The 24,858-nt window shown below is 37.0% G+C and carries 37 protein-coding genes and 1 tRNA gene; 17 read left to right on the top strand and 21 right to left on the bottom strand.

Going from position 1 to position 24,858, the window contains the following annotated elements; all coding sequences use genetic code 11:
* Window positions 1-5 precede the first annotated feature (5 nt).
* From ccoP to MIDI_RS07520, 5 genes are all read left to right on the top strand, one after another.
* On the top strand, window positions 6-851 hold the full coding sequence (gene ccoP, locus MIDI_RS05680) for a cytochrome-c oxidase, cbb3-type subunit III (RefSeq protein ID WP_013951639.1): 846 nt from the start codon (window positions 6-8) through the stop codon (window positions 849-851).
* 142 nt (window positions 852-993) lie between these two features.
* Window positions 994-3,042, top strand: coding sequence for an NADH-quinone oxidoreductase subunit NuoG (nuoG, locus tag MIDI_RS05675; protein ID WP_013951638.1), 2,049 nt, complete (start codon window positions 994-996; stop codon window positions 3,040-3,042).
* Window positions 3,023-3,784 (top strand): CAF17-like 4Fe-4S cluster assembly/insertion protein YgfZ, encoded by a 762-nt coding sequence (gene ygfZ, locus MIDI_RS05670; protein WP_013951637.1) that lies wholly within the window; start codon window positions 3,023-3,025, stop codon window positions 3,782-3,784. The genes nuoG and ygfZ overlap by 20 nt, the downstream gene beginning before the upstream one ends.
* 344 nt (window positions 3,785-4,128) lie before the next feature.
* Window positions 4,129-4,260 (top strand): hypothetical protein, encoded by a 132-nt coding sequence (locus tag MIDI_RS09935; RefSeq protein ID WP_272940951.1) that lies wholly within the window; start codon window positions 4,129-4,131, stop codon window positions 4,258-4,260.
* Window positions 4,241-4,423 (top strand): hypothetical protein, encoded by a 183-nt coding sequence (locus MIDI_RS07520; RefSeq protein WP_237697360.1) that lies wholly within the window; start codon window positions 4,241-4,243, stop codon window positions 4,421-4,423. Before MIDI_RS09935 ends, MIDI_RS07520 begins: the two co-directional genes overlap by 20 nt.
* Before the next feature lie 702 nt (window positions 4,424-5,125).
* On the opposite strand, the gene recF is transcribed toward MIDI_RS07520, so the two are convergent.
* Both recF and dnaN read right to left on the bottom strand, forming a co-directional pair.
* Entirely contained in the window at window positions 5,126-6,181 is a 1,056-nt protein-coding gene (gene recF / locus MIDI_RS05665) for a DNA replication/repair protein RecF (RefSeq protein WP_237697359.1), read from the bottom strand.
* 5 nt (window positions 6,182-6,186) lie between these two features.
* Window positions 6,187-7,320, bottom strand: coding sequence for a DNA polymerase III subunit beta (gene dnaN, locus MIDI_RS05660; protein ID WP_013951632.1), 1,134 nt, complete (start codon window positions 7,318-7,320; stop codon window positions 6,187-6,189).
* Window positions 7,321-7,505: 185 nt separating this feature from the next.
* Here dnaN and MIDI_RS05655 point away from each other — a divergent pair, with 185 nt between their 5' ends.
* Genes MIDI_RS05655 through MIDI_RS09120 form a run of 3 tightly spaced genes read left to right on the top strand, consistent with a single transcriptional unit; the run spans window position 7,506 to window position 8,873 of the window.
* Window positions 7,506-8,150, top strand: a complete 645-nt coding sequence (locus tag MIDI_RS05655; RefSeq protein WP_041185556.1) for a phosphoribosylanthranilate isomerase — start codon at window positions 7,506-7,508, stop codon at window positions 8,148-8,150.
* Between the two features lie 2 nt (window positions 8,151-8,152).
* Entirely contained in the window at window positions 8,153-8,530 is a 378-nt protein-coding gene (locus MIDI_RS09125; RefSeq protein ID WP_013951630.1) for a gamma-glutamyl-gamma-aminobutyrate hydrolase family protein, read from the top strand.
* Window positions 8,508-8,873: a gamma-glutamyl-gamma-aminobutyrate hydrolase family protein gene (locus tag MIDI_RS09120; RefSeq protein ID WP_013951629.1), complete on the top strand. Its 366-nt coding sequence runs from the start codon at window positions 8,508-8,510 to the stop codon at window positions 8,871-8,873. The genes MIDI_RS09125 and MIDI_RS09120 overlap by 23 nt, the downstream gene beginning before the upstream one ends.
* Window positions 8,874-9,370: 497 nt before the next feature.
* Here the strand turns inward: MIDI_RS09120 and MIDI_RS05645 are convergent, their stop codons facing one another.
* The 9 genes from MIDI_RS05645 to MIDI_RS08750 all read right to left on the bottom strand — a co-directional run bounded on the left by MIDI_RS05645 (window position 9,371) and on the right by MIDI_RS08750 (window position 13,779).
* A complete protein-coding gene (locus tag MIDI_RS05645) occupies window positions 9,371-9,604 on the bottom strand; it encodes a hypothetical protein (protein ID WP_013951627.1) in 234 nt (77 codons plus the stop codon).
* Between the two features lie 722 nt (window positions 9,605-10,326).
* Window positions 10,327-10,470 (bottom strand): hypothetical protein, encoded by a 144-nt coding sequence (locus MIDI_RS08755; RefSeq protein WP_160162211.1) that lies wholly within the window; start codon window positions 10,468-10,470, stop codon window positions 10,327-10,329.
* Between the two features lie 72 nt (window positions 10,471-10,542).
* Window positions 10,543-10,911: a transposase gene (locus tag MIDI_RS10635; protein WP_192805756.1), complete on the bottom strand. Its 369-nt coding sequence runs from the start codon at window positions 10,909-10,911 to the stop codon at window positions 10,543-10,545.
* Window positions 10,877-11,086 carry a hypothetical protein gene (locus MIDI_RS08200; protein ID WP_148234178.1) on the bottom strand — a complete coding sequence of 70 codons (210 nt, stop codon included), beginning with the start codon at window positions 11,084-11,086 and terminating at the stop codon, window positions 10,877-10,879. The genes MIDI_RS10635 and MIDI_RS08200 overlap by 35 nt, the downstream gene beginning before the upstream one ends.
* 123 nt (window positions 11,087-11,209) lie before the next feature.
* Entirely contained in the window at window positions 11,210-11,395 is a 186-nt protein-coding gene (locus MIDI_RS05635; RefSeq protein WP_013951625.1) for a hypothetical protein, read from the bottom strand.
* A 74-nt stretch (window positions 11,396-11,469) separates the two neighbouring features.
* The gene (locus MIDI_RS05630; RefSeq protein WP_458692676.1) at window positions 11,470-11,856 is read right to left on the bottom strand and encodes a GTA baseplate fiber-binding domain-containing protein; all 387 of its coding nucleotides are present in this window, start codon (window positions 11,854-11,856) and stop codon (window positions 11,470-11,472) included.
* Window positions 11,857-12,454: 598 nt separating this feature from the next.
* The gene (locus tag MIDI_RS05625) at window positions 12,455-12,667 is read right to left on the bottom strand and encodes a hypothetical protein (protein ID WP_041185553.1); all 213 of its coding nucleotides are present in this window, start codon (window positions 12,665-12,667) and stop codon (window positions 12,455-12,457) included.
* 279 nt (window positions 12,668-12,946) lie between these two features.
* Window positions 12,947-13,135: a baseplate megatron protein TIM-barrel domain-containing protein gene (locus MIDI_RS06510; RefSeq protein ID WP_052567739.1), complete on the bottom strand. Its 189-nt coding sequence runs from the start codon at window positions 13,133-13,135 to the stop codon at window positions 12,947-12,949.
* A 500-nt stretch (window positions 13,136-13,635) separates the two neighbouring features.
* The gene (locus MIDI_RS08750; protein WP_160162299.1) at window positions 13,636-13,779 is read right to left on the bottom strand and encodes a hypothetical protein; all 144 of its coding nucleotides are present in this window, start codon (window positions 13,777-13,779) and stop codon (window positions 13,636-13,638) included.
* Between the two features lie 686 nt (window positions 13,780-14,465).
* Here MIDI_RS08750 and MIDI_RS05615 point away from each other — a divergent pair.
* The 3 genes from MIDI_RS05615 (at window position 14,466) to MIDI_RS05605 (ending at window position 16,178) form a co-directional block, all read left to right on the top strand.
* Window positions 14,466-14,819, top strand: a complete 354-nt coding sequence (locus tag MIDI_RS05615; protein WP_013951623.1) for a hypothetical protein — start codon at window positions 14,466-14,468, stop codon at window positions 14,817-14,819.
* Window positions 14,803-15,021 carry a hypothetical protein gene (locus MIDI_RS05610; protein ID WP_041185552.1) on the top strand — a complete coding sequence of 73 codons (219 nt, stop codon included), beginning with the start codon at window positions 14,803-14,805 and terminating at the stop codon, window positions 15,019-15,021. The genes MIDI_RS05615 and MIDI_RS05610 overlap by 17 nt, the downstream gene beginning before the upstream one ends.
* 68 nt (window positions 15,022-15,089) lie before the next feature.
* Window positions 15,090-16,178, top strand: a complete 1,089-nt coding sequence (locus tag MIDI_RS05605) for a hypothetical protein (RefSeq protein ID WP_013951621.1) — start codon at window positions 15,090-15,092, stop codon at window positions 16,176-16,178.
* A gap of 38 nt (window positions 16,179-16,216) precedes the next feature.
* Here MIDI_RS05605 and MIDI_RS05600 read toward each other — a convergent pair whose 3' ends face one another.
* The 4 genes from MIDI_RS05600 to MIDI_RS05585 form a co-directional block, all read right to left on the bottom strand.
* Window positions 16,217-16,450, bottom strand: coding sequence for a MarR family transcriptional regulator (locus MIDI_RS05600; RefSeq protein WP_013951620.1), 234 nt, complete (start codon window positions 16,448-16,450; stop codon window positions 16,217-16,219).
* Window positions 16,440-18,548, bottom strand: coding sequence for a ferrous iron transport protein B (gene feoB, locus MIDI_RS05595; protein WP_013951619.1), 2,109 nt, complete (start codon window positions 18,546-18,548; stop codon window positions 16,440-16,442). Before feoB ends, MIDI_RS05600 begins: the two co-directional genes overlap by 11 nt.
* A gap of 9 nt (window positions 18,549-18,557) precedes the next feature.
* Entirely contained in the window at window positions 18,558-18,767 is a 210-nt protein-coding gene (locus MIDI_RS05590; RefSeq protein ID WP_013951618.1) for a FeoA family protein, read from the bottom strand.
* A 322-nt stretch (window positions 18,768-19,089) separates the two neighbouring features.
* Entirely contained in the window at window positions 19,090-19,464 is a 375-nt protein-coding gene (locus tag MIDI_RS05585; RefSeq protein ID WP_013951616.1) for a hypothetical protein, read from the bottom strand.
* A gap of 62 nt (window positions 19,465-19,526) precedes the next feature.
* On the opposite strand from MIDI_RS05585, the gene MIDI_RS05580 reads away from it, so the two are divergent.
* A complete protein-coding gene (locus tag MIDI_RS05580) occupies window positions 19,527-19,883 on the top strand; it encodes a hypothetical protein (protein ID WP_013951615.1) in 357 nt (118 codons plus the stop codon).
* A 38-nt stretch (window positions 19,884-19,921) separates the two neighbouring features.
* Here MIDI_RS05580 and MIDI_RS05575 read toward each other — a convergent pair whose 3' ends face one another.
* From MIDI_RS05575 to MIDI_RS05565, 5 genes are all read right to left on the bottom strand, one after another.
* Window positions 19,922-20,104, bottom strand: coding sequence for a transposase (locus tag MIDI_RS05575; RefSeq protein ID WP_013951614.1), 183 nt, complete (start codon window positions 20,102-20,104; stop codon window positions 19,922-19,924).
* A 109-nt stretch (window positions 20,105-20,213) separates the two neighbouring features.
* Window positions 20,214-20,486, bottom strand: coding sequence for an FG-GAP repeat domain-containing protein (locus MIDI_RS09930; protein ID WP_148234177.1), 273 nt, complete (start codon window positions 20,484-20,486; stop codon window positions 20,214-20,216).
* Window positions 20,487-20,625: 139 nt separating this feature from the next.
* Complete coding sequence (locus tag MIDI_RS09925; protein WP_013951613.1) at window positions 20,626-20,748, bottom strand: hypothetical protein; 123 nt, start codon at window positions 20,746-20,748, stop codon at window positions 20,626-20,628.
* Window positions 20,742-20,987, bottom strand: coding sequence for an FG-GAP repeat domain-containing protein (locus tag MIDI_RS05570; RefSeq protein WP_013951612.1), 246 nt, complete (start codon window positions 20,985-20,987; stop codon window positions 20,742-20,744). The genes MIDI_RS09925 and MIDI_RS05570 overlap by 7 nt, the downstream gene beginning before the upstream one ends.
* A gap of 241 nt (window positions 20,988-21,228) precedes the next feature.
* The gene (locus MIDI_RS05565; RefSeq protein WP_013951611.1) at window positions 21,229-22,197 is read right to left on the bottom strand and encodes an RluA family pseudouridine synthase; all 969 of its coding nucleotides are present in this window, start codon (window positions 22,195-22,197) and stop codon (window positions 21,229-21,231) included.
* Between the two features lie 103 nt (window positions 22,198-22,300).
* Here MIDI_RS05565 and nrdR point away from each other — a divergent pair, with 103 nt between their 5' ends.
* Both nrdR and murG read left to right on the top strand, forming a co-directional pair.
* Window positions 22,301-22,768: a transcriptional regulator NrdR gene (nrdR, locus tag MIDI_RS05560; RefSeq protein WP_013951610.1), complete on the top strand. Its 468-nt coding sequence runs from the start codon at window positions 22,301-22,303 to the stop codon at window positions 22,766-22,768.
* Window positions 22,752-23,852 (top strand): undecaprenyldiphospho-muramoylpentapeptide beta-N-acetylglucosaminyltransferase, encoded by a 1,101-nt coding sequence (murG, locus tag MIDI_RS05555; protein WP_013951609.1) that lies wholly within the window; start codon window positions 22,752-22,754, stop codon window positions 23,850-23,852. The genes nrdR and murG overlap by 17 nt, the downstream gene beginning before the upstream one ends.
* Before the next feature lie 100 nt (window positions 23,853-23,952).
* On the opposite strand, the gene MIDI_RS05550 is transcribed toward murG, so the two are convergent.
* Window positions 23,953-24,042 (bottom strand) — tRNA-Ser (locus MIDI_RS05550).
* A gap of 30 nt (window positions 24,043-24,072) precedes the next feature.
* Between MIDI_RS05550 and MIDI_RS08745 the strand changes: the two genes are divergently transcribed.
* The 3 genes from MIDI_RS08745 to MIDI_RS09915 all read left to right on the top strand — a co-directional run bounded on the left by MIDI_RS08745 (window position 24,073) and on the right by MIDI_RS09915 (window position 24,548).
* Window positions 24,073-24,225 (top strand): hypothetical protein, encoded by a 153-nt coding sequence (locus tag MIDI_RS08745; RefSeq protein ID WP_160162298.1) that lies wholly within the window; start codon window positions 24,073-24,075, stop codon window positions 24,223-24,225.
* Window positions 24,226-24,303: 78 nt separating this feature from the next.
* On the top strand, window positions 24,304-24,432 hold the full coding sequence (locus MIDI_RS09920) for a hypothetical protein (protein WP_272940954.1): 129 nt from the start codon (window positions 24,304-24,306) through the stop codon (window positions 24,430-24,432).
* Complete coding sequence (locus MIDI_RS09915; protein WP_272940958.1) at window positions 24,417-24,548, top strand: hypothetical protein; 132 nt, start codon at window positions 24,417-24,419, stop codon at window positions 24,546-24,548. The genes MIDI_RS09920 and MIDI_RS09915 overlap by 16 nt, the downstream gene beginning before the upstream one ends.
* Window positions 24,549-24,858: the final 310 nt, after the last annotated feature.

The raw sequence follows: 24,858 nt of genomic DNA, 5'->3' as shown, positions 1-24,858 counted from the left end.
CTGATATGCCTAGAGAAGTAAAGAAAAGGCCTGTTACTACTGGCCATGGTTGGGATGGTATAGAAGAATACAATAATCCTGATCCATTTTGGCTAAGATTATTTTTTTACGGCGCTTTATTCTTTACCTTAATATATTGGATGCTCTATCCATCCTGGCCCACTCCCCACAGCAATGGACTATTAGATTGGTCTTCACAAAAAGAGTTAGAAGAAAATCAAGCTGAGATAGTAGCAATTCGAGCTGAATATCAAGCTGAATTTGACAACGCCTCTTTTGAAGAAATCTTAAAAAATGAAAAACTTTTTAAATTTGCTCTTGCCGGCGGTAGATCAGCATTTGAGAACAACTGCGCCCCTTGTCATGGTGTAAGCGGCAGCGGCGGCATTGGCTACCCTAATTTAACTACGGGTGCTTGGCTTTGGGGTGGAAAGTTAGAAGATATTTATACCACAATAAAGTATGGTATTAGATCAGGCCATGAGGAAACAAGAGAGTCTCAAATGGCTGCCTTTGGTAAAGATAAAATTTTAACTTCAGAACAAATTGCTGCTTTAACTAATTGCGTCGTTTCTTTATCCAGCAAGAAACCCGATGAAGATTTTAGTGCGCACAGGCTATTTATAGAAAATTGCGCTTCCTGTCACGGAGTGGATGGAGGGGGAGGTCGGGAATTTGGAGCTCCAAACTTAAGGGATGCAGTATCACTTTATGGTAGCAGCTATGAAAGTATATTTGATGTCATCTACTCCGGTAGAAGCGGCGTAATGCCTTATTGGATCGGCAAACTATCTGATTCAACTATAAGACAATTAACGATTTGTGTGCATCAACTTGGAGGAGGAGAATAATTATTTTTTAGATGATTGGTAACTATTCCTGTGTATAATGTTACTTAATCGTTGTGAAATAAGTAGAACTGTCCTTCATTGGGAAATTGACAATAGCAGTATTATAAGGAAAATTTAAGTTTATAAATTAGTAAGATAAGGTATGGCGAAGTTAACTGTCAACGGTATAGAAATAGAAGTTCCAAATGGAGCAACGGTTTTACAAGCATGTGAAGCAGCTGGCGCTGAAATCCCAAGATTTTGCTACCATGAAAAACTAGCGATTGCAGGCAATTGTAGAATGTGTTTAGTAGAAATCGAAAAAAGTCCAAAGCCGGTAGCAAGTTGTGCTCAACCTGTTGCAGAGGGTATGATTGTGCATACTGATACTGCGATGGTAAAAAAAGCAAGAGAAGGAGTAATGGAATTTTTGCTGATTAACCATCCACTAGATTGCCCAATTTGTGACCAAGGTGGTGAATGTGACCTCCAGGATCAAGCTTTGAAATATGGCAATGGATACAGCAGATTTGAAGACGAAAAGCGTGCGGTTGTTGATAAATACATGGGGCCTTTGATCAGCACTAACATGAATCGCTGTATCCATTGCACAAGATGTGTTAGATTCTTAGAAGATGTAGCTGGAACCAATGAGCTTGGGGCTATAGGACGGGGTGAGGATGTAGAAATTACTACTTATATTGGAAAAGCTGTTTCTTCTGAATTATCAGGTAATATTATCGACCTTTGCCCAGTAGGAGCATTAACTGCTAAGCCATACGAATTTCAATTCCGTTCTTGGGAGCTCAAGAGGACCAACTCAATAGATGTATTAGATGCGGTTGGTAGTAATATAGTAATAAACAGTAGAGGAACAGAAGTGATGCGGATACTCCCAAATCCTAACGACGATATTAACGAAGAGTGGATTTCTGACAAGACAAGATTTGCATACGATGGCTTAAAATATCAAAGGCTTGATATACCAATGATCAAAAAGGACGGCAAATTAGAACCATGTGATTGGGATACCGCTTCAACCGAGATAAAAAATAAAATATTAGCTACTAATCCACAAAAAGTAGGAGCCGTAGCTGGAGACTTTACTGATGTGGAGACAATGTTTCTAGCTAAAAAACTTCTTAAGAGTCTTGGCAGTGATAGTTATGATTGTAGACAAGATGGCAGCCTCTTAGATAATTCTGAACGGTGGTTTTATACTTTTGGTACTACAATTAGTGGAATAGAAAAAGCTGATTTATGTCTCATAGTTGGCAGTAACCCAAGACATGAAGCCGCGATTATTAATGCAAGAATCAGAAAAGTCTTTTTGCATAACAAAACTCAAATTGCATTAATTGGTGAAAAGGTTGATTTGCAATATGACTACAAGCACTTAGGCAATAACCCTTGGATTTTAAAGCAAATTGCTGAAGGAGAACACCCGTTTAGTGAGCAACTGAAAACTGCTAAAAATCCAATAATTATAGTGGGTGCTGCAGTTTTCACTCGCCCTGACTTTGAAGCATTTGTGTATTATCTAAAAAAAATGTGTACCCAATTTGACATCATAAGGGATGACTGGAATGGCTTCAATATTCTTCATACTTCTGCTTCAAGGGTGGGTGGTTTAGATATAGGCTTTATACCAGAATCCAAATCTATTAATATTCAAAATATTCTGGAGGATTCAAAAGTACTTTTTTTGTTCGGCGCTGATGAAGTAGACTTAAAAAAGATTCCCCAAGACACTTTTGTGATATATCAGGGGCACCACGGTGACAAGGGAGCGTATAGAGCTGATATTATACTACCTAGCGCTGCTTATACCGAAAAAGACTCAACTTATGTTAACACTGAAGGTAGAGTTCAAAGGACTTATGCTGCAGTTCCACCTCCTAGATATGCTAAATCTGATTGGGAAATAGTAAACGCGTTGGCAAAGCTGTTAAAAGTAGATCTGGGAATCAATTCCTTAAGCGAACTAAGAAGAGCAATAGCAAAGGAATTCTCCATCTTCCAATATGTTGACAGTGTAATTCCGAGCGAAGTGAAAATTAATCCAGGAAAGATGAGGGAGTTTGAAAAAGACTCTTTTACTAATCCTAATAAGAATTTTTATATGAGTGATTGTATATCAAGAAATTCTAAAACAATGGCCCAATGTACCCAAGAAATATTGAATAAGCAATATGGTAATTTTAGCTTATAGAGCCCTTATTAGGATGTCTGGAACTGATAGAGCAGATTTCCTTCAAGGCATAGTAACTAATAATATCAATCTATTAAGTGATGACAGCCTTTTATATGCGCTAATGCTTACTCATCAAGGTAAGATGTTGTATGATTTTTTCATTCTAGGGCGAAAAGATCATTACTTAATCGATATCCCAGCAAAGTACATGGACGAAATAATAAAAAAATTTAATATGTACAAGTTGCAATCAGATATCAGAATAGACATTCTGAATAATATGAAAGTTGTCATTTCCCAATCTTCTTTTAATGATGGTCTCCTTAGCGATCCTAGAAGCCATTCTCTTAGCTATTATAGAGGCTTTATGGAAGAAAAGCAGGTCGAAAACCAACCAGATAATCTTCTTAACTATCATATTGAGAGAATCAATTTAAAGATTCCAGAACTATCTATAGACTTTATGCCAGGAGAGCGTTTCGCGCTGGAATTAAATATGGATCAGCTTAATGCAATAAATTATCAAAAGGGCTGTTATATAGGGCAAGAGGTTACTGCAAGAACAACCTATAGAGGTACAGTACGCAAAGGCATCTATAAAATAAGTTTTAAAAGCTTGTATGAAGCTGAAAAAATTTTACCGGGAGCAGAAATTTTTGTAGGTGAAGAACTTATAGGACAAGCAATGCAGCCTTTTGGTATCAATTGCCTTGCTATACTTTATAAAGAAAAGGTACAAGAAGTCATTGAAAAAACTTAAAACTGCAGTTGAATAGTGTAGAGGTCTTTATCAATTAATAATCACAAGTCATGCGAGATTCCTCATTCAAGTCTCTCTTGGTATTGTTGCGGTTTTTTAGGCTACTATTCTGTTCGGCTTGTGCTACAGGGAGTAGGCAATGCTTGGTAATCATAGACGGCAATAAGATGATATGATATCTTCGTAGTAAAACGGGAGTAGAAATGGACAATCAAGTGTAAATATTGCGGCTCTAGCGAGCAGGTGAAGAATGGTGTGGTATAGGGACAGCAAGAGGTAAATAGGTGCAAGAATTGCAAAAAGAAATTACCGAGAAGGTAATAAGCGACAGAAATACACGATGAATGATAGACTTAAAACCTAATCTTGAGGACTGCGGGATTAGGACGATAGAGAGACTGACTGGAATCCATAACAGCCAAATATCTTCATGGATCGAAGGACGGGGGGCGCTATGTGCAAGAAAAGTTAGATAAGAGCTGCAACAGCACAAAGTCACTTAAGGATATCGAGGTCCTAGAGATTGAGGAGCTGTGCATATATAAAAAAAGACCAAAGAATGGAAGTGGGAGTACACCTTTATATGGATTGCTGTTGATAGAGGAGCGGGTGAAATTATTGATTTTGAAGGTAGGTTGACGGGAGCAAGGCAACCCACCTGAACCTGTCATTTAGGCTTTGAGGAACGTTATAAATTGAGCATGTACAGATGATTACAGCGTTTACGAATACTATAAAATCTCCACGCACCGTCACAAAACAAAGGCTGAGACCCCATTGGTAGAATCAAAGAATTCTTTAAGAGGCATTATCTAGCTAGTTTTAATCGAAGAACGAAGCGCTACAGCAAATTCCTGAGGATGCTTTGCGCTACTCTTACCCTCTCCTTCCATAGGCACTTGCTGGATTTGAAACTTCTATCTATAAATATGAAGGCAATGCCTATTTAACCATAGCACCTCCCCTAGACCTAGCATTAAAGATTTTCTCAGGAGAGGAGTGCAGGCAAAGAGCACCCATTAGCATCTGATGACACTTAAAACCGGTACCTCAATCTCTCTTATATATAAGCAAGCTTGTTCAGGCACCCTTATACTAGGCTTTTCAAAAGATAAACACACTTTTACCCTCATCTTCATACACCCAAATTTCTCCAAAGAAGTTGAAGGAATGATGAATCACTTGACACTCCTTATCAGCATGCTTACGCACACCCAAACAGGCCGGCAGCACAGCAAGCGCAAGCATCACAATAAAAAAACGCCAATCTTTAAATCTAGTTTGTTCCTTTAAAGCTACACCAAATCCTTCACACTGACATAATGATTAGTAGTCATGTTTTTATAAATCTAACCACGAACAGCGAATATTATCAAGGAATTTAAAAAAATCGTTCTTACTTTTTGTGGTTGTAATCCATATTTGAGCAGAAAGATTTCTAAGCTCATTAATTACATCTACCTGTTTAACTGGATCAAAATAGGCTAAGATCTCATCCATTAGCATGAGAGGAGCCATGCCATTAATAGTTTTGATTGCAGAAGCTTGGGCTAAAAAAAAGGAGGTAAGTAAAGCTTTTTGTTCGCCTGTTGAACAAAGTCCTGCTTTTTGCCCTTTGTTACGGCTTACTACCGATAAATCCGTTTTATGTACACCAAAATTTGATCTACCACTTTTTTCATCTAATGTTCTAAATTGGTTGAATGACCTCAAGATAAACTCATTGTCTAATGGTTTAATTAAATTTATCAGCTCAATATCTGGCTTCAAGAACTTAGAAGATATATTTTTTACCTGTTCCTTTAGTATATCTAATGTGCGCTCCCTACTCTCTTGAATAAGAATAGTGAATTTCGCTAAATTTTCTTCAACAGACTCAATCCAGTCCACACCCACGTACTCATTTTGTAATAACTTTAATCGCGATTTAAGGTAATATTCATACCGCACAATGTTTTTAGCATGTTCAGGAAAGAGATTATAACATATCCTATCAAAAAACTTTCTTCTGGAACTTGCAGGCCCTAGAAATATATTTTCCATTTGGGGTAACAGCCAGAGTACTTTAATATCTTTCAGAATATCTGTTTGAGACTTTAAGTGTTCTCCATCCTTCTTTATTCTTCTCAAAGAATTAGGAGAATAACCAGTAGAAAACTTTATATCTTGAAAAGCAATATGCGCTCCCCATCCGTTACAACTCGCTTCTTGGTTGTTAATTATTTCATCAAATTTACAATTTCTAAAGGATCTTCCAGGAGCGAACAAAGAAATAGCCTCTAATATATTGGTTTTTCCTGCTCCATTTTCTCCAGCGATAATCACTAACCCTGAATCAAGTTCAGCTTTAAAATTCAAATGATTGCGGAAACAAATTAGATGAATATTTCTTATCACAACTACTAGACTTGCATTGGCATGATAATATGTATAGATGAGGAATCCGAGCCGTCCTTTATAAGTACTGCGGCATTACTGCTGGAAACCGAAAAATTTACCACTGCTCCACTAATAACCGAAAGAACGTCCAATACATACTTGCCGTTAAAAGCAATTTCTATAGGATCTGAGTTATAACTCGCTTCAACTTCCTGTAGCGCCTTAGAAGCTCCATTTACACTGTTATGCACTGATAGAACAATTCTTGTTGGTGAAATGCTAAATTTCACGGCTTTTGTTTTATCAAAAGAAATAGTGGTAACTAAATCTATTGCCTCAAATAAAGTCTTAGCACCTACTTCAAACCGTTTATTATTTTGTGTCGGAATAGCCTTGTTATAATCCGGAAACTTACCATCAATTAGCTTAGAAGATAGCTTGAGGCTATCAATTATCACCATAATTCGGTTAGTCGATATACTTAATTCAACTGCTGAGTCCGTATCCTCTAAAAGCTTGATTAATTCATTAACAGTTTTTCTTGGTATAATTATCCCAGAGACATTACTATTAGTGGCCTCTAACTCTATCTCTGAGGCTGCAAGCCTATGACTATCAGTTGCAACTGCTTTTAAAAAGCTCTTACCCTCTTCTCTTGTAAAAGAATATACAAATACGCCATTCAAGTAATACCTAGTTTCCTCGGTTGATATTGCATACTTAGTAGTGGTAAGTAGATTTTTTAGTTTTTTGGCTTCTAAGGTAAACTTGTTATTATACTCAGTTTCTGCAAAACTTGGAAACTCTTCAGCAGGCAACACAGGCAGAGAACACTCCATTTTTCCAGCTTTAACTACTGCTCCCTCACCAGAGTTTTGCTTATTAAAAGTAATATCTATTAAAGCAGTTTCTGGAAGTTTTTTAATGATCTCAAATAAAGTATGGATAGGTAAGGTAACGTCCCCACTCTCTGTAACAGTCGCTAGAACTTCATCTACTGCATATAAATCCATATCAGTAACCGAAAAGAATACGCCACCTTTCACCGCTTGTAATTTCACATTCGCAAGTATTGGAATGGAATTTCTCCTTTCAACTATAGAATGTATCTTCCCTAACGATTTAACTAATATTTTCTTCTCTATGGTTACATGCATCTCTAGACTCTAAACTAAAAATTTTTGTTGTATTAGAGACGAGCACTAACACACCACACATGATATTCATTATGTAAAAAGTTGCAAATAATTTTCTAATTTTTATTATACAAATTACATTTGTGCGTATACTCTGAACTTGTATTTCTATATACTTTGTACAATAAAAAAACTTAAATATTTAAGTGTTAGATGTAAGAGTAAAAATATGTGGGTTAAATAGTTCTCCAGCTGTTGATGCTGCAGTTGATGCTGGTGTTAATTACATAGGCTGTGTTTTTAACATTAATTCTGTGAATTATGTTACTCCTTTGTTCGCTCGAGACATCTGCTTTCACATCCCAAACCACATAAAAAAAATAGCTGTAGTTTCAAATATCTCTGACAAGGATTTAGACGAAGTAATGTTTTATTTTCAACCGGACTTTGTTCAATTTAATGGCACTGAGACCCCTGAGTATATATCGGTATTTAAAGATAAATTTAATAGCAAGGCTATTAAAACCTTTCTCCTATACTCTAAAAAAGATTTAAGCGAAATCAGTTATTATGAAGATGTTACAGATATGTTTTTATTTGAACCTGCCCCTGATTATCTAGAACGCTACTATACACACAAAAAATTTTTTGATTGGCAGATGCTGAAGAAACTTCAAACATCCAAACCATGGATTATATCGGGGAATATATCAAAACATAATTTAGCATTGATCATAAGATCTTCCAAAGCAAAAATAATTAATGTAGATACTTCTCTTGAATCTGTTATAGGGACTAAAGCCCCTGTTTTAATTAGTGAGTTTATGAAAAACTTAAGAGAGTTTTTGTGAAAATGAAACAAATGATTAATAAGCCTATCATCGGTATTACTGTAGACTTTCCAGAAAATGAAAGCTATTCAAAGTATCCTTGGTATGCTCTAAGAAAAAACTATGCCGGTGCTATATCCAGTTTTGGAGGGGTCCCACTTCTATTATCTTGTGACCCTAATAATATTACTGATTATGTTAAAATAATTGATGGTCTAATTATAACTGGTGGGGATTTCGATATAGATCCGTATTACTATGGGCAAGGTATAACTAGCGGAACAGTTCGTATAAATAGCACCAGAACAAATTTTGAAATTGAAATTCTAGGACAATTTCTGAATTCAAACAAACCAGTTTTTAGGAATCTGTGGGGGAATGCAGTTGCTAAATATAATTAAAGGCGGCTCATTAATTCAAGATATCGCTGAAGAAATGGGATCTAGTTTTCACCAACAAGGAATGCCAAAGCATATCACAACTCACTCAGTCAAAATCACAAAAGATACCCTTTTGTATAATATCCTACAAAAGGACACAATTGATGTTAATACAAGTCACCATCAAGCAGTGAAAGCTCTAGGCAAAGGAGTAACATTATCTGCAGAAGCTCCTGATAAAATAATTGAGGCAATAGAAATTCCTGATTATAAATTCTGTTTAGGGGTGCAGTGGCACCCAGAATATTTAGAGACCAACGCTGATAAACAGCTCTTTAAGGCTTTTATTCAGTCTATGAAATAAGTAGTATAAAGCCATTAGTACCATTTAAACTTGATATATTAAGTTTGGAAGGAAACGTGGGATAATCCTGTAAAAATAATTTAAATTTGCCCTATTTTTATTCATAGACCTTATATACTGCGTATGAATTAGGAATCGGAAAATCCTAATCGGGACATATCAGATTTACTGTTGCAAGGCTAATTTGCCTTTTTAACATGGCCCGCCTTGCAAGCAAAGCTTGCTAAGGGGCAGAGGGCGGGCTGCTTTTTCGTTGCAAACTCGCTTTAGTTCCAATCCTTCAAGTTAAAGAAGTATACTTCTTTTTTAACAGCTGAAATAATCTAATACATTCGGAACATTTGTCATGATCCCTAGATCCTCATAAATACAAAGCTCAGAATCTGAAGTCTTAAGTACCTCGTTACCACAAGTTTCATCGGCACAACCAATCATTCCACTTCCACATATACGAAGTGCCACATTACTATTTAATGTTATACCTGCAATTGCAGTCTTTAATTCGCCATTCTCATACTCAACTCCGCATTTACCTTACCATATATAATCGCTCTAATAGTTCCGATTAAGGTTAAAGCATTAAAAATATGGATTTGAAACTCTAGATAACGGTGTGCATAGAGATGTAGTAGCGGTAGTGGTTGGTGAGTATATATGCTAAGCAGCGCATAAACCTTGTAATCATATCTAACTGTTGCAACAATATCTGCTCTACCATCAGTTGTTGACATCTGCTATAAAAACACTACCAGGATACCCCCCCAACTGCGTGGTCTTGGTTGGTTGCAAAAGTCCCATCTCCATAACCGAGTAATACAGAAATCGTGTTCACACTCCAATTTGTCGTTTATTATATCTGGCTTCGCATCACCACTAATATCTTTGACAGCAATACGATAAAAGGGGGCCCCCTGCCCCTCCCTGGCTCACGACCTCTAGAACCCCAACTCCACAAAGAAACAGCAGGCTTTTAAAAGCCCTATCGCTGTTGCCTAGTGTAATACAAAAACCGAATTATTATCAATGTTTGATGTCAATGGCATCTGGATTACCGTCACCATTAACATCAACTACACTTAAGGATACAGCCTCCCCTCCAACTGCATAGTTCACCGCTGGCGCAAAAAAATATCGCTCATAATAAACTCCCTAAAGTATGCTTCTTTATATGATTGGTAAATAAAAAGTCAGTGTTTTTTTATAAGCAAGATGTGCAATTCCCCTCCAATCGAGCGTGGGTGGCTCGTTGGCGCTTTGCACATTTTACAAAAACGCCAACGAGCCACCCACGCTCTCATGTCGTCAATTACTGGACTCACTCTCCAAATATTTTATACAGTGAATTGATTTTTGTGCGGCCTCCACATTCATCACTCACCTCGCTCCATCATTTCTTGAGCCCAACTGAATCTACTATAACCTCAGTTTGACGTTAAGGAGTAGGCCCATGAGCCTATTTTTCCATGAGATATATTGGGTTGAAGACGTAAGCCAAGAGCCCTGAGAAAGAGGTCTGCCAAGAAATTGTTTGGCGAGTGATGCCGTGGCGCTGGATTTGGCAAATCTCTTTCAATTCTCCGATGGCTGTTTCAATCAATCCACGCCCTGCAAGAAGCAGTTGTTTAAAAGCCGCAAGCGGGTTTTGTTTTTCTTAAGCCGTGTGATGAGCTCAATACCTTGATTGCTCAGTGTTTTTGCTTATATACCACTGATCTCCGAATAGAAGGCCTATCAAATATTGAGTCAGTTTCCCGACAGCGGCTCGATCATCTGTATTACCCGAAGTCAGTGTGAATGACATAATTTCTCCTTGATCATTGAGGCCAAAGAACCATCCGGGTCGACGTTTTCCCACGCTGAGCGATGCCTTTAAGGATCTTATTACTGCTAGTACGTGAGTTATGACAAACCTTCCAGCTTTTTGTTGAGTCAACGTACCTGTTTGTTTCCCTTTGCAGCAATTCAGCAGAATGACCAACGGGATGACCGCGTCTCGCATCAGCTCAACAAAGCGATTGTAGCTGATAAGCTTCGGCAATTCCTCTCTGAGAGAGGTTTGAACACAGTTTAGGTAAAAATCTTTGAATCCGGTAATGCCCAAATAAAACAAAACGAGGATCGTTATAACTTCGGAAAGCATCATCCCAGACTCTCATTCCCTTTGTCTCTGCGAGTTTCTTAAGGATCTTTGGTACATGAGTTGTTGCTTGCAAAAACCATCAATCAAACAAAATATTTCTACTAGGGGAACCACTTTTCTTATTTATCGTGAAATTGAGAAGAACCTAATGGTTATACAGCTTCTTTAAAACCATATCAGATAATTTCTTTAAAACTTACCTCAAACTGGGGTTAATAATGTAAATTTCTCCGCAACCAATTTTGCTTGAGATTTGTCCTATCTTAATAATATGATGGGCTCGGTCACCTATAAAACATGAGTTCTTTTCTACAGTTATAGATTCTTGTTTCTCTTTAGCATTACTTTCTACTGTTACTAGATATAATTTCTTTTTCTTCATTCAAAGTAGTGTCAGCAAAATCTGCCCATGACGAGTATCCTCTACTTCTTCGCATCCAGGAAAGTTTATCCTCATTAAATTCTAAATGTATGGGGTAGAGGCTTAAGGTCATTAGCTGCAAACTTAAGAGATCTGCTTGTTTTTTCTGCGAATTCTTCTCCCTTAAATTTTATAGTGCGGTTGATTAAATTATCCGGCATATTAACTGTTGTTACTTTATCATTCAATAAAATAAACCTCTCATTGATCTTATGAACATGAATCTTATGTTCTGTGCCGAATAAACTGCGTTGAAATTCTGTTAAAATATATTTATTTAGACCTATTAACTTAGCGTCCCTAAATTGCACTATCTCTTCTCCTATTAAAGCAAGATTGCCTTTATTAAGAAATTTCTCATTCTTTATACCAGTCAACTGGCCGTTAATTAAATGGACTTCTATGCTACTTTTTTTATCAATAAGATAAGGGTCAGTAACTTCTAATTATATTTAAGGAGGTACAAATGGTTGCTGCTTTATCAACACTTGTGATTTCAATTAAGTTGCTATTAAAACGGATCAGTATAATAGAGAGAGCATCCTACACAGTTTTCGTCTTCTCCTCCCGTAACAAGCTAAAAGTAATTTTGCTGTGTAAAGCTCTCTATCGCAACTGACTGATGGAATATCCAGTGGCTCGACCTTTGCTTTAGAGGGCAAACTAGGGGCAATTTGTTCATGAGGTGTATCATCGTTTTTTATACTGCGCCAAACTTAACACTTCAAACTCTTCAGAGAAGCCACGTAATCTGAGACAATTGTTGCTTCCTATATCAACATCAGTAACCCTAATTGTATGCTCTATATTATCTAAATTTAGCCACACTCTAAATCGCCTGGGTTAATATCAATATAGGTGAGAGGCAGCATTAAACTGTAAAGATTTCTGTTGCTTTGTGTTGAAAAAAAAGCAGTTTGTTCCCTAAAGTCATAACATCATTTTCAGAAGCTATGATAGGTAGGTCCAGCACCATCGATTTATTTCCATCTGTAGCGCAGCAAGGTATGTATTTGTTTTTTATACGATATGGTTGAATTTATCTATATAATTAATATTTACTTTAGATAAGATATTCCAATTTTGGGCCCTTTGAATATTTAGTAATTCCAAGCCTGCTTCGGAGTTAACAGGCAGTAGATTGGTCGCATCTACCTGCTTAATCTCTAGAGCATTTTTTAATTTAAATGAGATTTTGTCAGCATCTTCAATGGTAAAAAAGTCATAAAACAACTCTGCAATTGTGCAATAATTTTTTTTATAGACTGCGAGCTGGTAATCATCATACCACTTATATTGTAATCAAGTAATTCTTGTATCTCACCCCTCTTTTATTTCTTTAATGGAGATATTATTATTTATAATATGCGAAGTAAGTGGATTATAAATAAGCATCCATACCTACAAAATCTACATCTTTGGAGGACTATAGCTCGTCCATATCATACCATCTACCAATTGTATGGTGGTATTCTGACCAATCTGCGGCATAAGAAATTTTTACCTGAGGTCCTAGGAATTTGTTCTAACTTGTTCTGCTAACTTAACTAGCTCCGGAAATTGCTTATATACATTTTTTATAGAAGTTAAACCAACCAGCTCAGAACCGATAATAAAACAATCAACTAATCCTTTGGATAATTTGGCATAATGAAGGATGAATTCATTATATCCACCCATTTCTTTTATTGAAAAGTCCAACTACTGCCGTAGGAGTCCCAGTTAATCTGCCTCGCCAAGGCTTACCTTTAGCATCAATAAAAAACATCGGGAGCAGCATAATATTTAACTTCCGTCTTTTTAGCTCCTGTAAATATCTAATTATACTAATATCACTAGGGGACCCACCATAGTTAGCCTTCCCATCAGTTTGTGATATTAAGTAAGCGTTAGTTCTAATTTATAACGGCCAACCCTTCCACTAATCAGGAGTAGTTGTACCATTACCTTTGAATTCAACTCCTGGCAGTATTGCACATTCTGCTATCTCAAGGCTATTAGCAAACCAACCGACAACAGGAGCGGCCCACTTAATATCAGGTAAAATTTGCGATAATTGGTTAAGGGATAATATGCTGTTTGCTATATCAGAGGGATTATGCTGGTTTACCTTTAATAGAGCCCCCCCCAGTTGGCACCCAGGTATCGCGATTCTTAGTACCTGTAATCTTTTTTTGTACTAACAGGTGTCATAAACAAATTCACCACTTCCCTGGAATCATCACAACCGACTCTGCATTGTCTTCGAGAACTCGGAGGTTGCTAATCGAAGTTCTTTTTTTAACCTCAAAAGTAAAATTTGGTAATCTATTACCGAATCCTTTCAAATTAAGATTTTCTATCACTATACAAGCCAATCCTCTATAAGCAGGGATTAAGCCAATTCCCACTGTATTCTTTCTCCAATCAAAGGATCGGGCAATTGCTCTTCAGATCCCGTATATATCCGTATATTATAGGCTAGAGCATTAAGTGAAACGTCATTAGCCCAAATTTGCTCTATTGATAATATCGGTCCTTCACGTATAGCAATTGCTAAGGAAATACTATAACTATATATGAGGTGTGGGTGTGCCTTACTCTAGATGGCTTACCACCCGCTGGTATGATGTTGTTCTTGGCGCGTTTCTTTCAATTTACTGGCCCAAATAATGTTGCCAGATAGCTTTGCTTGCCCATAGATAATTGGTATAAACTTTCCATAAGCCGCAGAATTGGAAATAAACCCTTTCGAGTTTACTACCTTCTGTTTCAACCTTTGGAGAGCCAAATATAGTTTGATCTAAAACCTGTCCACCTCCCCCCTAATGGGGTGACCTATTGGTCCACCGATCATTCCGACTATCAACGTTGATCCAATACCGCCACCTATACCACTAAGTGCAATAGAAGCCATTTGTTATTATAAAGTTAAATCTTTTGTTAGATATTATCTTGATATTCTTTAATCAGGAAGTAACAAAATTTGGTATTGTTTAACTAACCTGATCGATGCTAAACTTAGCTGAATAAATATTTTAACTGATTAAATATGGCGGCAAAAAAATCTTATGAAGAAGATGTAGATCTAGCTAAGTCTTTTAAAGAAATCATAATTGAAGGACCAAGAAATGAATTGGAATTTGGTATAGTGAAGTTTGTCGGTCGTCATTTTTCAGATCAAGCCATAGAGAACGCGTTAAATAGCGACTTAACCATAGGGGAGGTTCTAGGTGAGGCCGATAAAGAAATTGAGAGTTCAGAAAAGAAGCTAGATGAGAAGTTACAAAAGCAGACTAGGTCTGCTGTAGGGGAAATTGCAAGAGCAGCAGCACCAAATCCTGCAGGAAGAAGGAAGAGAGGCGCGCCAGGAAGCTACTATAGAAAGGGTGCTAAATATTGCTGAAAGAATTTTTCCTGAGAAAAAAATGATGGATTATGACAGTATAAGTGAAGGATTTGGGGCGGTTAAAAATGCTATAGAGAGTGAGAGCCAATTTATATCGACCGGAGTAAAGGACGTTCCAGCTTCTGAAATTGGTAACTTAAGCACTCCTGATACTCCTGAAGTTTCCAATCCAAGTAAAGCGCAAGGAAAATCAAAATAATAAAAATACTTGTATAATTCTATTAATTGATTCAATCTGTAATAGATAACAACAATCTAAAGTGGATCATGAAAGACAGAAAAATTATTATCACTAAGATATCAAAGGGCGAGAGCTTAAGTCACCAAGAGATGGAGAATATCTATAATGTGTTTAAATCTGGTAGTCCGCAGGGGAAGAAAGAGCGTAGTGATTTTCTCAATGAGGTGAGCAAACATACTTCTGTGGACGGCTTTCATCAATTTGTAGATCAAATGTTTACCCATTATACAAGGAAGGGCGGACCTTTTGATTCTAAAAAAGATACACTAAAAGGAGAGCCTAATATTTTTAGGACTGCCGGAGCTGAGACATTTAATAAAGATTTAATTGTTCATGAAGCAAAAATTAACGGCTTTAAAGCTACTGTTTCAATGGATAATGGGAATTTTGATGCTACAGTTAGTGAGATACCACCAAGAGTGCTAGCCCACTTTGCTAGATTCCAAGATTTTGTTAAAGCGAATAAAGACGGTCCAGAAAGCGTAGCCGAAACTTTTACAAGAAATTTATCCTTTGTTGTATGTAATAATGTGTTGATGGAAGAGGCGGAAAAGGCTGGCCTGTTGACACATATATCAAAAAGCTCTAACTTTCAAGGTGCTACTTGGCTCGATGCTCAGAAAGAAACTATAGTGGAAGATATTCGAAAAGCTGCGCAGGAATTTAACAGCTTAGGAGTAAAAAGCGGAGCTACAGCCTCAGAAAAACAGGCTGAAAAGCCTACCTCTAAAGTTGAGATGTTTCAAAAGAAGAGTTCTCTAACAGATTATATAAAGTTTGCTGCTCAAATGATAACCACAATAGCTGCTCATCCTAATTCTATGAAACTTAGTATAGCACTTGTGAAAAGCTTATTCGGCTCGGGGCCAAACCCATTAGATGAAATCTATACCAAACCAATGAAGCAAAACAGCTTAGGTGAATTGAATCAACCAACTGCTCAAGAGAAGGATGGTCAAAGCCAAGCTCTAAAGCAAGAACAGCCGAAGCCCAGCCTCGAAACAATCGATAGCAAAGAGGCGGTTAAAGACAGCCCGAATTCCAACAAAGGAAAAATGACTGCTGCAATTTTAGCTGAACATAACAAGACAAAATCATCCAGTAGAGGAATATAAACTTAAAGTAGCATAAAACCTATGGCACTATAATTGGCTTAATAAACAGTATAATACTCCTTCTTAACAAAAGAAGGGCAGCCGGTGCAATTTTTCTCCTTAAGCTTACAGCAATTATTTTCATCATCAATATTTTTAATTTTATTGTTCTGGATTAATTTTGTGATCACAGCCATTATGGTGTGCTGGTCCAAAAACAATTCCCTCTCTAGTTGTTGTATGGTCATTAACCCATTATCTTTTATTAAGCTAAATATAGCGTCATACAGCATCTTTTGTTTCTCTATTGATATTAATAACCAAGGTGAAAAATATTAATATTGATAGCGAGATACTAACAATCATCGGTAAGATAGAAATCTTATCATACACAGCATATGTTCCCAATTGATATAGGAAAACTGCGCATGTATATGCAATAATAGTAGACCATAAGGTGCTGATAACCGCCCATAGTAGACTTAATTCTTTTTGAATACTTGCAAAAACAGAAAAGCATGGGAAATAAAGCAAAATAAAAACCATATAACAGAATGCACTTAAGTTAGTATGAAATAGATTGTGTATCTGATTAATTGCCTGATCTTTTAAAACCTCGTTATCGGTTGCAAAATCTATTATACCTTGTTTTGGTATATCACTATTTGTCATATAGAGAGAATTAAGTGTACCTATAATTACTTCTTTGGCTAATAGTCCTGTCACTATACCAACTGAAGCTGGCCAATTTTCTTCGGTAATCCCCATTGGCTTTAAAATCGGAGTAATAGATTTACCAATAATAACCAATATTGAATCCTGTTTGTTATCCTTTATAAAACCTTGAAGTGAAAAAGAATTCATCAATTGAACTACGAAGCAAACCATAATGATAGTTTGACCCGCACCTAGTACAAAATCTTTAGTTTTATGCCAGGTCTTATGTAAAACAGTACTAATTTTAGGTAGTTGGTAGTCTGGTACTTCTATTAGAAAGTTGTTAGCTTTTTGATTGAAATTGAACTTACGTACAACCAGGATTGATATTATACCAAAAACCATTCCTATGAGATACAATAAGAATATAATATCATTCACATGATCTTTAAAAAAGATTGAGCCCAAGATTAAAAATACTGTTAAGCGCGCGCTGCAGGACATAAAAGGGGTAGCTAGTATCACGGCCAGTCTATTTGCTTTATTCTTTATAATTCTTGAGGACATAATTGCAGGAACATTACAACCGAATCCTATAATAAGTGGTATTAATGATTTTCCTTCTAACCCTAATTTTTTTAGAAATCTGTTCATTACAAAAGTAGCCCGTGCAAGATACCCTGATTCTTCAAGAGCTGAAATAAAAAAGTATAGACAAGCAATTAATGGTATAAATTCTGCAACCGTTTTAATACCATTACCTATGCCATAAATTAACGTTGTAAATAATTGATTTTCCATTCCTAACTTGCCTAAAAGGGCAAGAGGCGTGTATACGAACATCTTTTCTGCGATATCTTCAAAAGGTTCTCGTAGTGTGCCTCCTACTTCTATACTGAAATAGAACATAAGGTACATCATTAGTAAAAAAAATGGCAGTCCTATAAATTTATTTAGTAAAAACTTATCTATAAAATCTGATTTATTTGGCTTTCTGACAATTTGTGTATGCAAGGCGCTCAGTACTTTTTTTACTGCTTCATATCTAAGCTCTATTAAGAATAAGTCTAGATCTGGACCGTGTTTATCAATTAGTTGTTGCTTCGTTAGCCAAACACTGAGTTCCTCTTCGGCAGATTTAATTTTTTTTAAAAATTCGTAAAAAGTAGTTTCTTCCTGTTCAAATATCTTAATCAAGTCAGCTGGATAAAAGTCTAGGAATTTACGATTATTCCAAGGTTGTGAGAGATCAAGGGCACTAAGAAATTGCCCAAGCTTGCCTAAGCTACCTTTCTTTTTTGCAGAGATTACTAAAACTGGACAGTTTAATAAAGAAGCTAATCTAGATTTTAACACCAACGCTTGCCTGCTTTGAACTAAATCCAGCTTATTTAGGATCAGCACAACCGGTCTTCCCAGTTCAAGTAATTGTAGAGTTAGATTTAAGCTCCTTTCTAGTGATGTAATATCTATTAGATTTAAAATTGCATCATATTTGGTATGAAGTAAGAAATTAGTAGTTTCTTTCTCATCTAAAGTAGTGCCCTCCCTTAAGCTATAAGCTCCAGGTAAATCAAAAAATTCAAAACCCTTATTATCAATAACTACCGATTTGGAATGAGCTTCCACCGTAACTCCAGACCAGTTCCCTACCCGAGTTTGTGAGCTGGTCAACAGATTAAAAAGGGTCGACTTACCTGAATTAGGGTTACCCACTATACAAATTTTTTTCATATTTTGCCTTTAGGCGAGGGAAACTATAATGTTATTACACAACACTTTATCTATAGCAATTCTGTTTTCATCCAGCTTAATGATAAAGTCACTATTTTTCAATACTACGTTAAACCTCACCCCTGGCTTTATGCCCAGCTCAAGCAAGCGTTGCAGCATATCTCTACTAAAAGACAAACTCTCCACAACCGCAGAAGCTCCACTTTCAAGTAAGGACATAGGTATTAACATAAACTACTTCTTGAAAATTATTCTTGAGTTCATTCTACTGCAATTGAGAATTATTCGCAAGTACTAAAAAATAATTTCAACGAATTTTTATTTCGCTAGATAAAAATTTGGTATACCTATAGCTACTAAATAATTTGAAAACTCTACACATGGCTTGCCTTTTATGTATCACAACAGCTGCTGCAGGCGGTATAGTGCTTTATAATGCATTAGCAGAGCCATTCGCAAGGTTGCTTCCTTGGCTACGGCCGCATTATGCTTATCTCCAATGACATATCACTTTTGGTAAGGAAGTCGACTCAACTTCTATTCAAGAACAGGAAGTAGCAGAACTGCAGTGCGTCGCAGGAGGTATTATTAATGAGTGAAGGAGCGGAACTAACTGCTTATGACTCGCTGGTATTATAGTCTGCTCTTGCATAGGAAGCGAATTCGCTACCCTCCACTTCGTAATTAAGTCCATTATAGGAGTAATATAGTTATCATCATCAACCACTGAAACATAAGCTTCTTTATAATGAAGCTTATTCAATGTGGCATCGAGGTTACCTAACGTTTTGTCCACTTCTTCATAAGTGTGAACATCATACTGAGCTGAATCCCAGCCAGGCTGTCTATGAGCTCCTGGTAGATTTGGATCATTAAGATCACCGGGGGGAGCCCTTTGCGCCCTCCCCCGGTGCATGTTGTAAACGTTTATAAATTATACTTACCTACATCACTATTGCAGATACGATACCTCCAACAATGCCTCCGACCATTGCTATATTTGAAGAGGACACTGCGCCTTCTCCTAAATCTGCTCCAACTGTTGTGTCTGCGAGTGTTGTGGAGGGTGCGGTACTGCTTGTTGTAATGCTTGCACTTGTTGGAATTGTAGAAGCAGTCGCAGAAGATAAAGTGCTGGTTGTTGTAGTACTCATAGTTGGCGGTACTGTAGTAGGGGCAGTTGTGGTGGCTGTGGTCGTGGTGGTAGGTTTAGTGATTGTAGTAGGTGAAGTAGTAGTGGCAGTTGTTGAGCTTATAGGAAGGTTAAGCAATACAGAGACTGTGCCAGAGCCAGCATTAATTGTAGCTATATCAGGAGTATCATCTCCCCATTAAAGTCTGAGGTTGCGGCCGCTATAGGGTGTTTGCCAACACTATAAGATGTTGCTAATTAAAAAGTTCCATCCCCATTTCCTATTAGCACTAATACTGTTGTATAGCGTACCCATATTAATATTAGCCATGTCTAGTTTGCCATCCTGGTTAAAATCTCCTACCACTATTCCTGTAGGATAGTTACCAACATTATAAGGAACAGCCGGCTTAAAAAGTTCCATTACCGTTTCCAAGTAGTATAGCAACATTGTCTAAAAGACGATTAGTAGTAGCTATATCACTTACCATCACGATTAAAGTCGTCTACTATAAACTCCCCCCCAAGGGCTGTTATCTCCAATACTGTATAGTAACCGCCGAGTGAAATGTTCTATCGCCTCTTCCTAAAAGTAAGGCTACTGAATTTCCATCTGAATTAGTATTAACTATGTCCATTTTGCCATCTCTATCAAGACCTGCCACTGCTAAAAACCATGGGTAAGTTCCAATGTTATAAAAAACAGCAGGCTTAAAAGTGCCATTACCATTTCCTGTTAATATGGAAACTGTATTTGTATTACGGTTGACATCGGCTATGTCTTGTTTTCCGTAATTATTAAAAATCGCCTACTGCTATTCCTGCTGCACCAACATTAACATTATAAGAAACAGCAGATTTAAAGGCACCATCCCCATAAGTACGAGAACAGAACCTGTGGTAGAATCAGTTCCTGCTGTATCTTGTGTTCCGTCATTATTAGGATCACCTACTACTTATTCCTTCAGAAGCTCCACCTGCATCATAATGAACTGCCGGCTTAAAAAAAGGGGTTACATCGCCATCACCAAGTAATATAGCAACCCTGTTAACACTACCGCTCACCATATCTGTCTTACCATCCCTATACTAAAATCACCCACTGCTACCTGCCAAGGATTCCCTTTACCAATGCCATAAAGAGTGGCTGCCTGAAATGTCCCATCCCCTTTTCCTAGTAGTATAGAAACTGAACTTGTATTGCAGCTGGGGCTTACCACGTCTAGCTTTCCGTCTCGATTGAAATCTGCTTCAGTAAGCGTATTAGGACTGCCACCCACTACATAATCTACTGCTGGTGCAAACATATTAGTCACAATCCAACCTCGCAATGAAGGTGTTTATTTGAAAAATAATTTCAAGAGGTCAACTAAAGAGCAATGCACCCGCCTTTTAGCGGTACCTACAAAATGGCAAGTGTACTGCCCATTTTAATCCGCGTCAATACTAATTTAAAGCATTTTCCCATCAGATGCCGATGACAATGGAGAGGTGTTGTCCTATCTAAAGTGACAAACTTGCAAACTAAAGTATTAGATAGCTCTTCTTTTACATTAGCTCTTTTTCTGAAGCTAAGTATATTAATTCTGCCATATCAGGCGGCAATGCACATTCAAAATACATTTCACTATTTGTAATCGGATGCAAAAATTTTAAAGACTTAGAATGTAAAGACTGCCTTGGAAAATTTTTAATTAGTTCCTTTATTTTTGAATTTATACCTTTCAGGGCATGATTATGCCCTGCGATATATTGCTTATCGCCCACTATGTGATTCTTCTTATAACTCATGTGCGCCCTTATTTGGTGCGTCCTGCCGGTTTCTAATTCGATATGCACTAGGCTTAAAGCATTATCTGCAAAGATATTTAAAGTGTTGTAGTGAGTAATAGCAAGCTTTCCTCCACTTTTCGTCACCATCATTTTTGTTTTATCAGAAGTACTGCGACCAATATTTGTTTCTATCTTGCCAGAAAGCGGATTTAATGCTCCAAAGACTAATGCAGTATAAGATCTTTTAACTTGTTTATTGGCGATTTGTGCAGCCAACTTGAAGTGTGCTTCGTTGCTCTTTGCAATAATCATTAAACCGCTGGTATCTTTATCAAGCCTATGAACAACTCCTGGATAAAAGCCCTTAACATTGGAGAGCTTATACTCAAAAAGCAAAATATCTACTAAAGTTCCAGCCTGGTTTCCGGCTCCGGGATGGACTACCAACCCTGGATTTTTATCTATAACTAATAAATCTTCGTCCTCAAAAATAATAGTAAATGGTAACCCCTTGCTCTTAATCTTAGTATTATCCTTTGGTTCTATATTTTGAATAAACTCGATCTGATCTCCGGCTCTTAAAGAATAATCGCAGGTATATATTTTTAATCCATTGACTGAGATTAGACCCATCTTTATCAATTGTTGAATTTTAACTCTTGAAATATCAGCCAGTTGAATAGATAAGAACTTATCTATTCTTATCCTTTCATTACTATGAAAAATCAGTTTAATATTATTCATCAACTATTTAAAAAAGAGCGCTAGCTTATTATAATGGTTTTTTGTTAAATGAAAATGTTATATATTAAGAAAACAAGTGATGTTTGTCATAAAAAATTAAAATATGAAGTGTCCCTTTTGCAACTTTATTGATACTCAAGTTAAGGATTCTAGGCCTTCTGAAGATGCTGACTCTATAAAAAGAAGGCGGTGTTGTCAGAATTGTGGGGCAAGATTTGTAACTATAGAGAGAAGGGAAATTCCTGAAATAAAAGTAGTCAAACGATCAGGAGCTAAAAAACCTTTCGATGCGCAGAAGGTATTGCAATCTCTTAGAATTGCTACTAGGAAAAGACCGGTTAGTAATGAACTGCTTGAAAAAATTGTTTCTCATATCTTGAAAAAAATTGAAAAATCTGGTGAAACAGAGATCTCTTCAACTTTTATAGGGCAACTAATCATGAATGAATTAGCCAAAATTGACCAGGTTGCATATGTTAGGTATGCCTCTGTATATCAGTACTTTAATGCGGTTGATGATTTTAGTGAATTTATACAACGCATAACCAAGCAAAATGAAAAAAAACAATAAATTTCAGTCTATTGCCCTTGCAGCCGGAGGTACGGGTGGTCATATTTTTCCTGCCCAAGCCGTAGCGGAGTTGTTAATTAATAACCACAAATTATTCTTAGTCACTGACCAGCGTGGTACGAAATTTCTAAAAGGAGCTCTTTTGAAAGCAGAAAAAGAGGTACTGCCAGTAAAAGGGTTCACTGGTTCAATAAATGATAAAGCTCATGCTCTCACGGGCTTGATTTTCAGTTTTTTAAAATTATTTTTTAAGTTTTTCTTTAAAAAACCCTCTATAGTGATTGGATTTGGTGGATATCCTTCAGTGCCTGCAATAATGGCTGCATTTTTTCATCAAATTCCAACCATAATCCATGAACAAAACGCTGTTATGGGTAAGGCAAATAAATTCTTGGCAAAGTTTGTTAATGTAATCGCGTTATCCTTCAAAAACACTCTCAATGTAGATGGTATTGCTAATTATAAGATAGTTTATACAGGCAACCCAGTGAGGCAGCAGATTTTTGCACTGTCAGATAGGCCTTATAAAAAATTAGATAAAAACATTTTTAAAATACTAGTAATAGGTGGTAGTCAGGGAGCGGCGATTTTCAGTCATACTATACCTCAAGCAATTAAATTGTTGGATCCTAAGATCCAGGAGAATTTATATGTCTATCAACAAGCTCAACAAGATTTATTGCAAAAAACTATAGATGAATATCACTCCACTAAAAGTAAAGTTGAGATGAAAAGCTTTTTTGAGGACATAGAAAATTTACTTTATAAATGCGATTTAGTAATTGCAAGGGCTGGTGCTGCCACAGTTACGGAAATTATTGCTTCAAGAAAGCCATCTATATTAATTCCTTTTGCAGCGGCTCAAAACAATCACCAACTTTTTAATGCCAAATTTTTGTCTGATCAACAGGCTTCTGTCTTAATAGAAGAGAAGGAACTAACTCCTGACTTATTGGCAAAAATAATTTCAGAACTTATCACCAATACAGAAGAATTTTCTAAATTACAAGCAGCGATGAAGAAAGTTAAATGTCAGAATTCCGTCCAAGTACTTGCAGATTTGATTCTTAAGCTGAAGGCATAATTATTTAGTTACGTAGTGGCGCTTTTAAAGCAATGAGGGTTCCTTAGTAGTGAATTAAGGGTGCAATAATAGAAGGCTGTATGTATAACTAAGAAAAAACTGGCGGATGGAGTGGGATTCGAACCCACGGTACGTTTGCACGTACGTCGGTTTTCAAGACCGGTGCCTTAAACCGCTCGGCCATCCATCCGCCGCTCGTTTTAACAGATAGCAAAATAATTTGCAAGAATTAATAATGCATATCTCGGCAATGCCTGGTAATTATAACGGCAATAAGATGATACGATATCTTCGTAGTAAAACGGGAGTAGAAATGACAATTAAGTGTAAATATTGCGGCTCTAGCGAGCAGGTGAAGAATGGCGTGGTATAGGGACATCAAGAGGTAAATAGGTGCAAGAATTGCAAAAAGAATTACCGAGAAGGTGATAAGCGGCAGAATACACTATGAATGATAGACTTAAAACCTAACCTTGAGGACTGTGGGATTAGGACGATAGAGAGACTGACTGGAATCCATAACAGCCAAATATCTTCATGGATCGAAGGACGGGGGGACGCTATGTGCAAGAAAAGTTAGATAAGAGCTGCAACAGCACAAAGTCACTTAAGGATATCGAGGTCCTGGAGATTGACGAGCTGTGCACATATAGAATGGAAGTGGGAGTACACCTTTATATGGATTGCTGCCGATAGAGGAGCGGGTGAAATTATTGATTTTGAAGTAGGTGACGGGAGCAAGGCAACCCACCTGAACCTGGCATTTAGGCTTTGAGGAACGTTATAAATGAGCATGTACAGATGATTACAGCGTTTACGAATACTATAAAATCTCCACGCACCATCACGAAACAAAGGCTGGGACATCATTGTGGTAGAATCAAAGAATTCTTTAAGAGGCATTATCTAGCTAGTTTTAATCGAAGAACGAAGCGCTATAGCAAATTCCTGAGGATGCTTTTGCGCTACTCTTACCCTCTTCTTCCATAGGCATTTGCTGGATTTG

This window comes from Candidatus Midichloria mitochondrii IricVA, from assembly GCF_000219355.1.
Lineage (GTDB): Bacteria > Pseudomonadota > Alphaproteobacteria > Rickettsiales > Midichloriaceae > Midichloria > Midichloria mitochondrii.
This window is presented reverse-complemented; position numbering and strand designations above follow the sequence as displayed.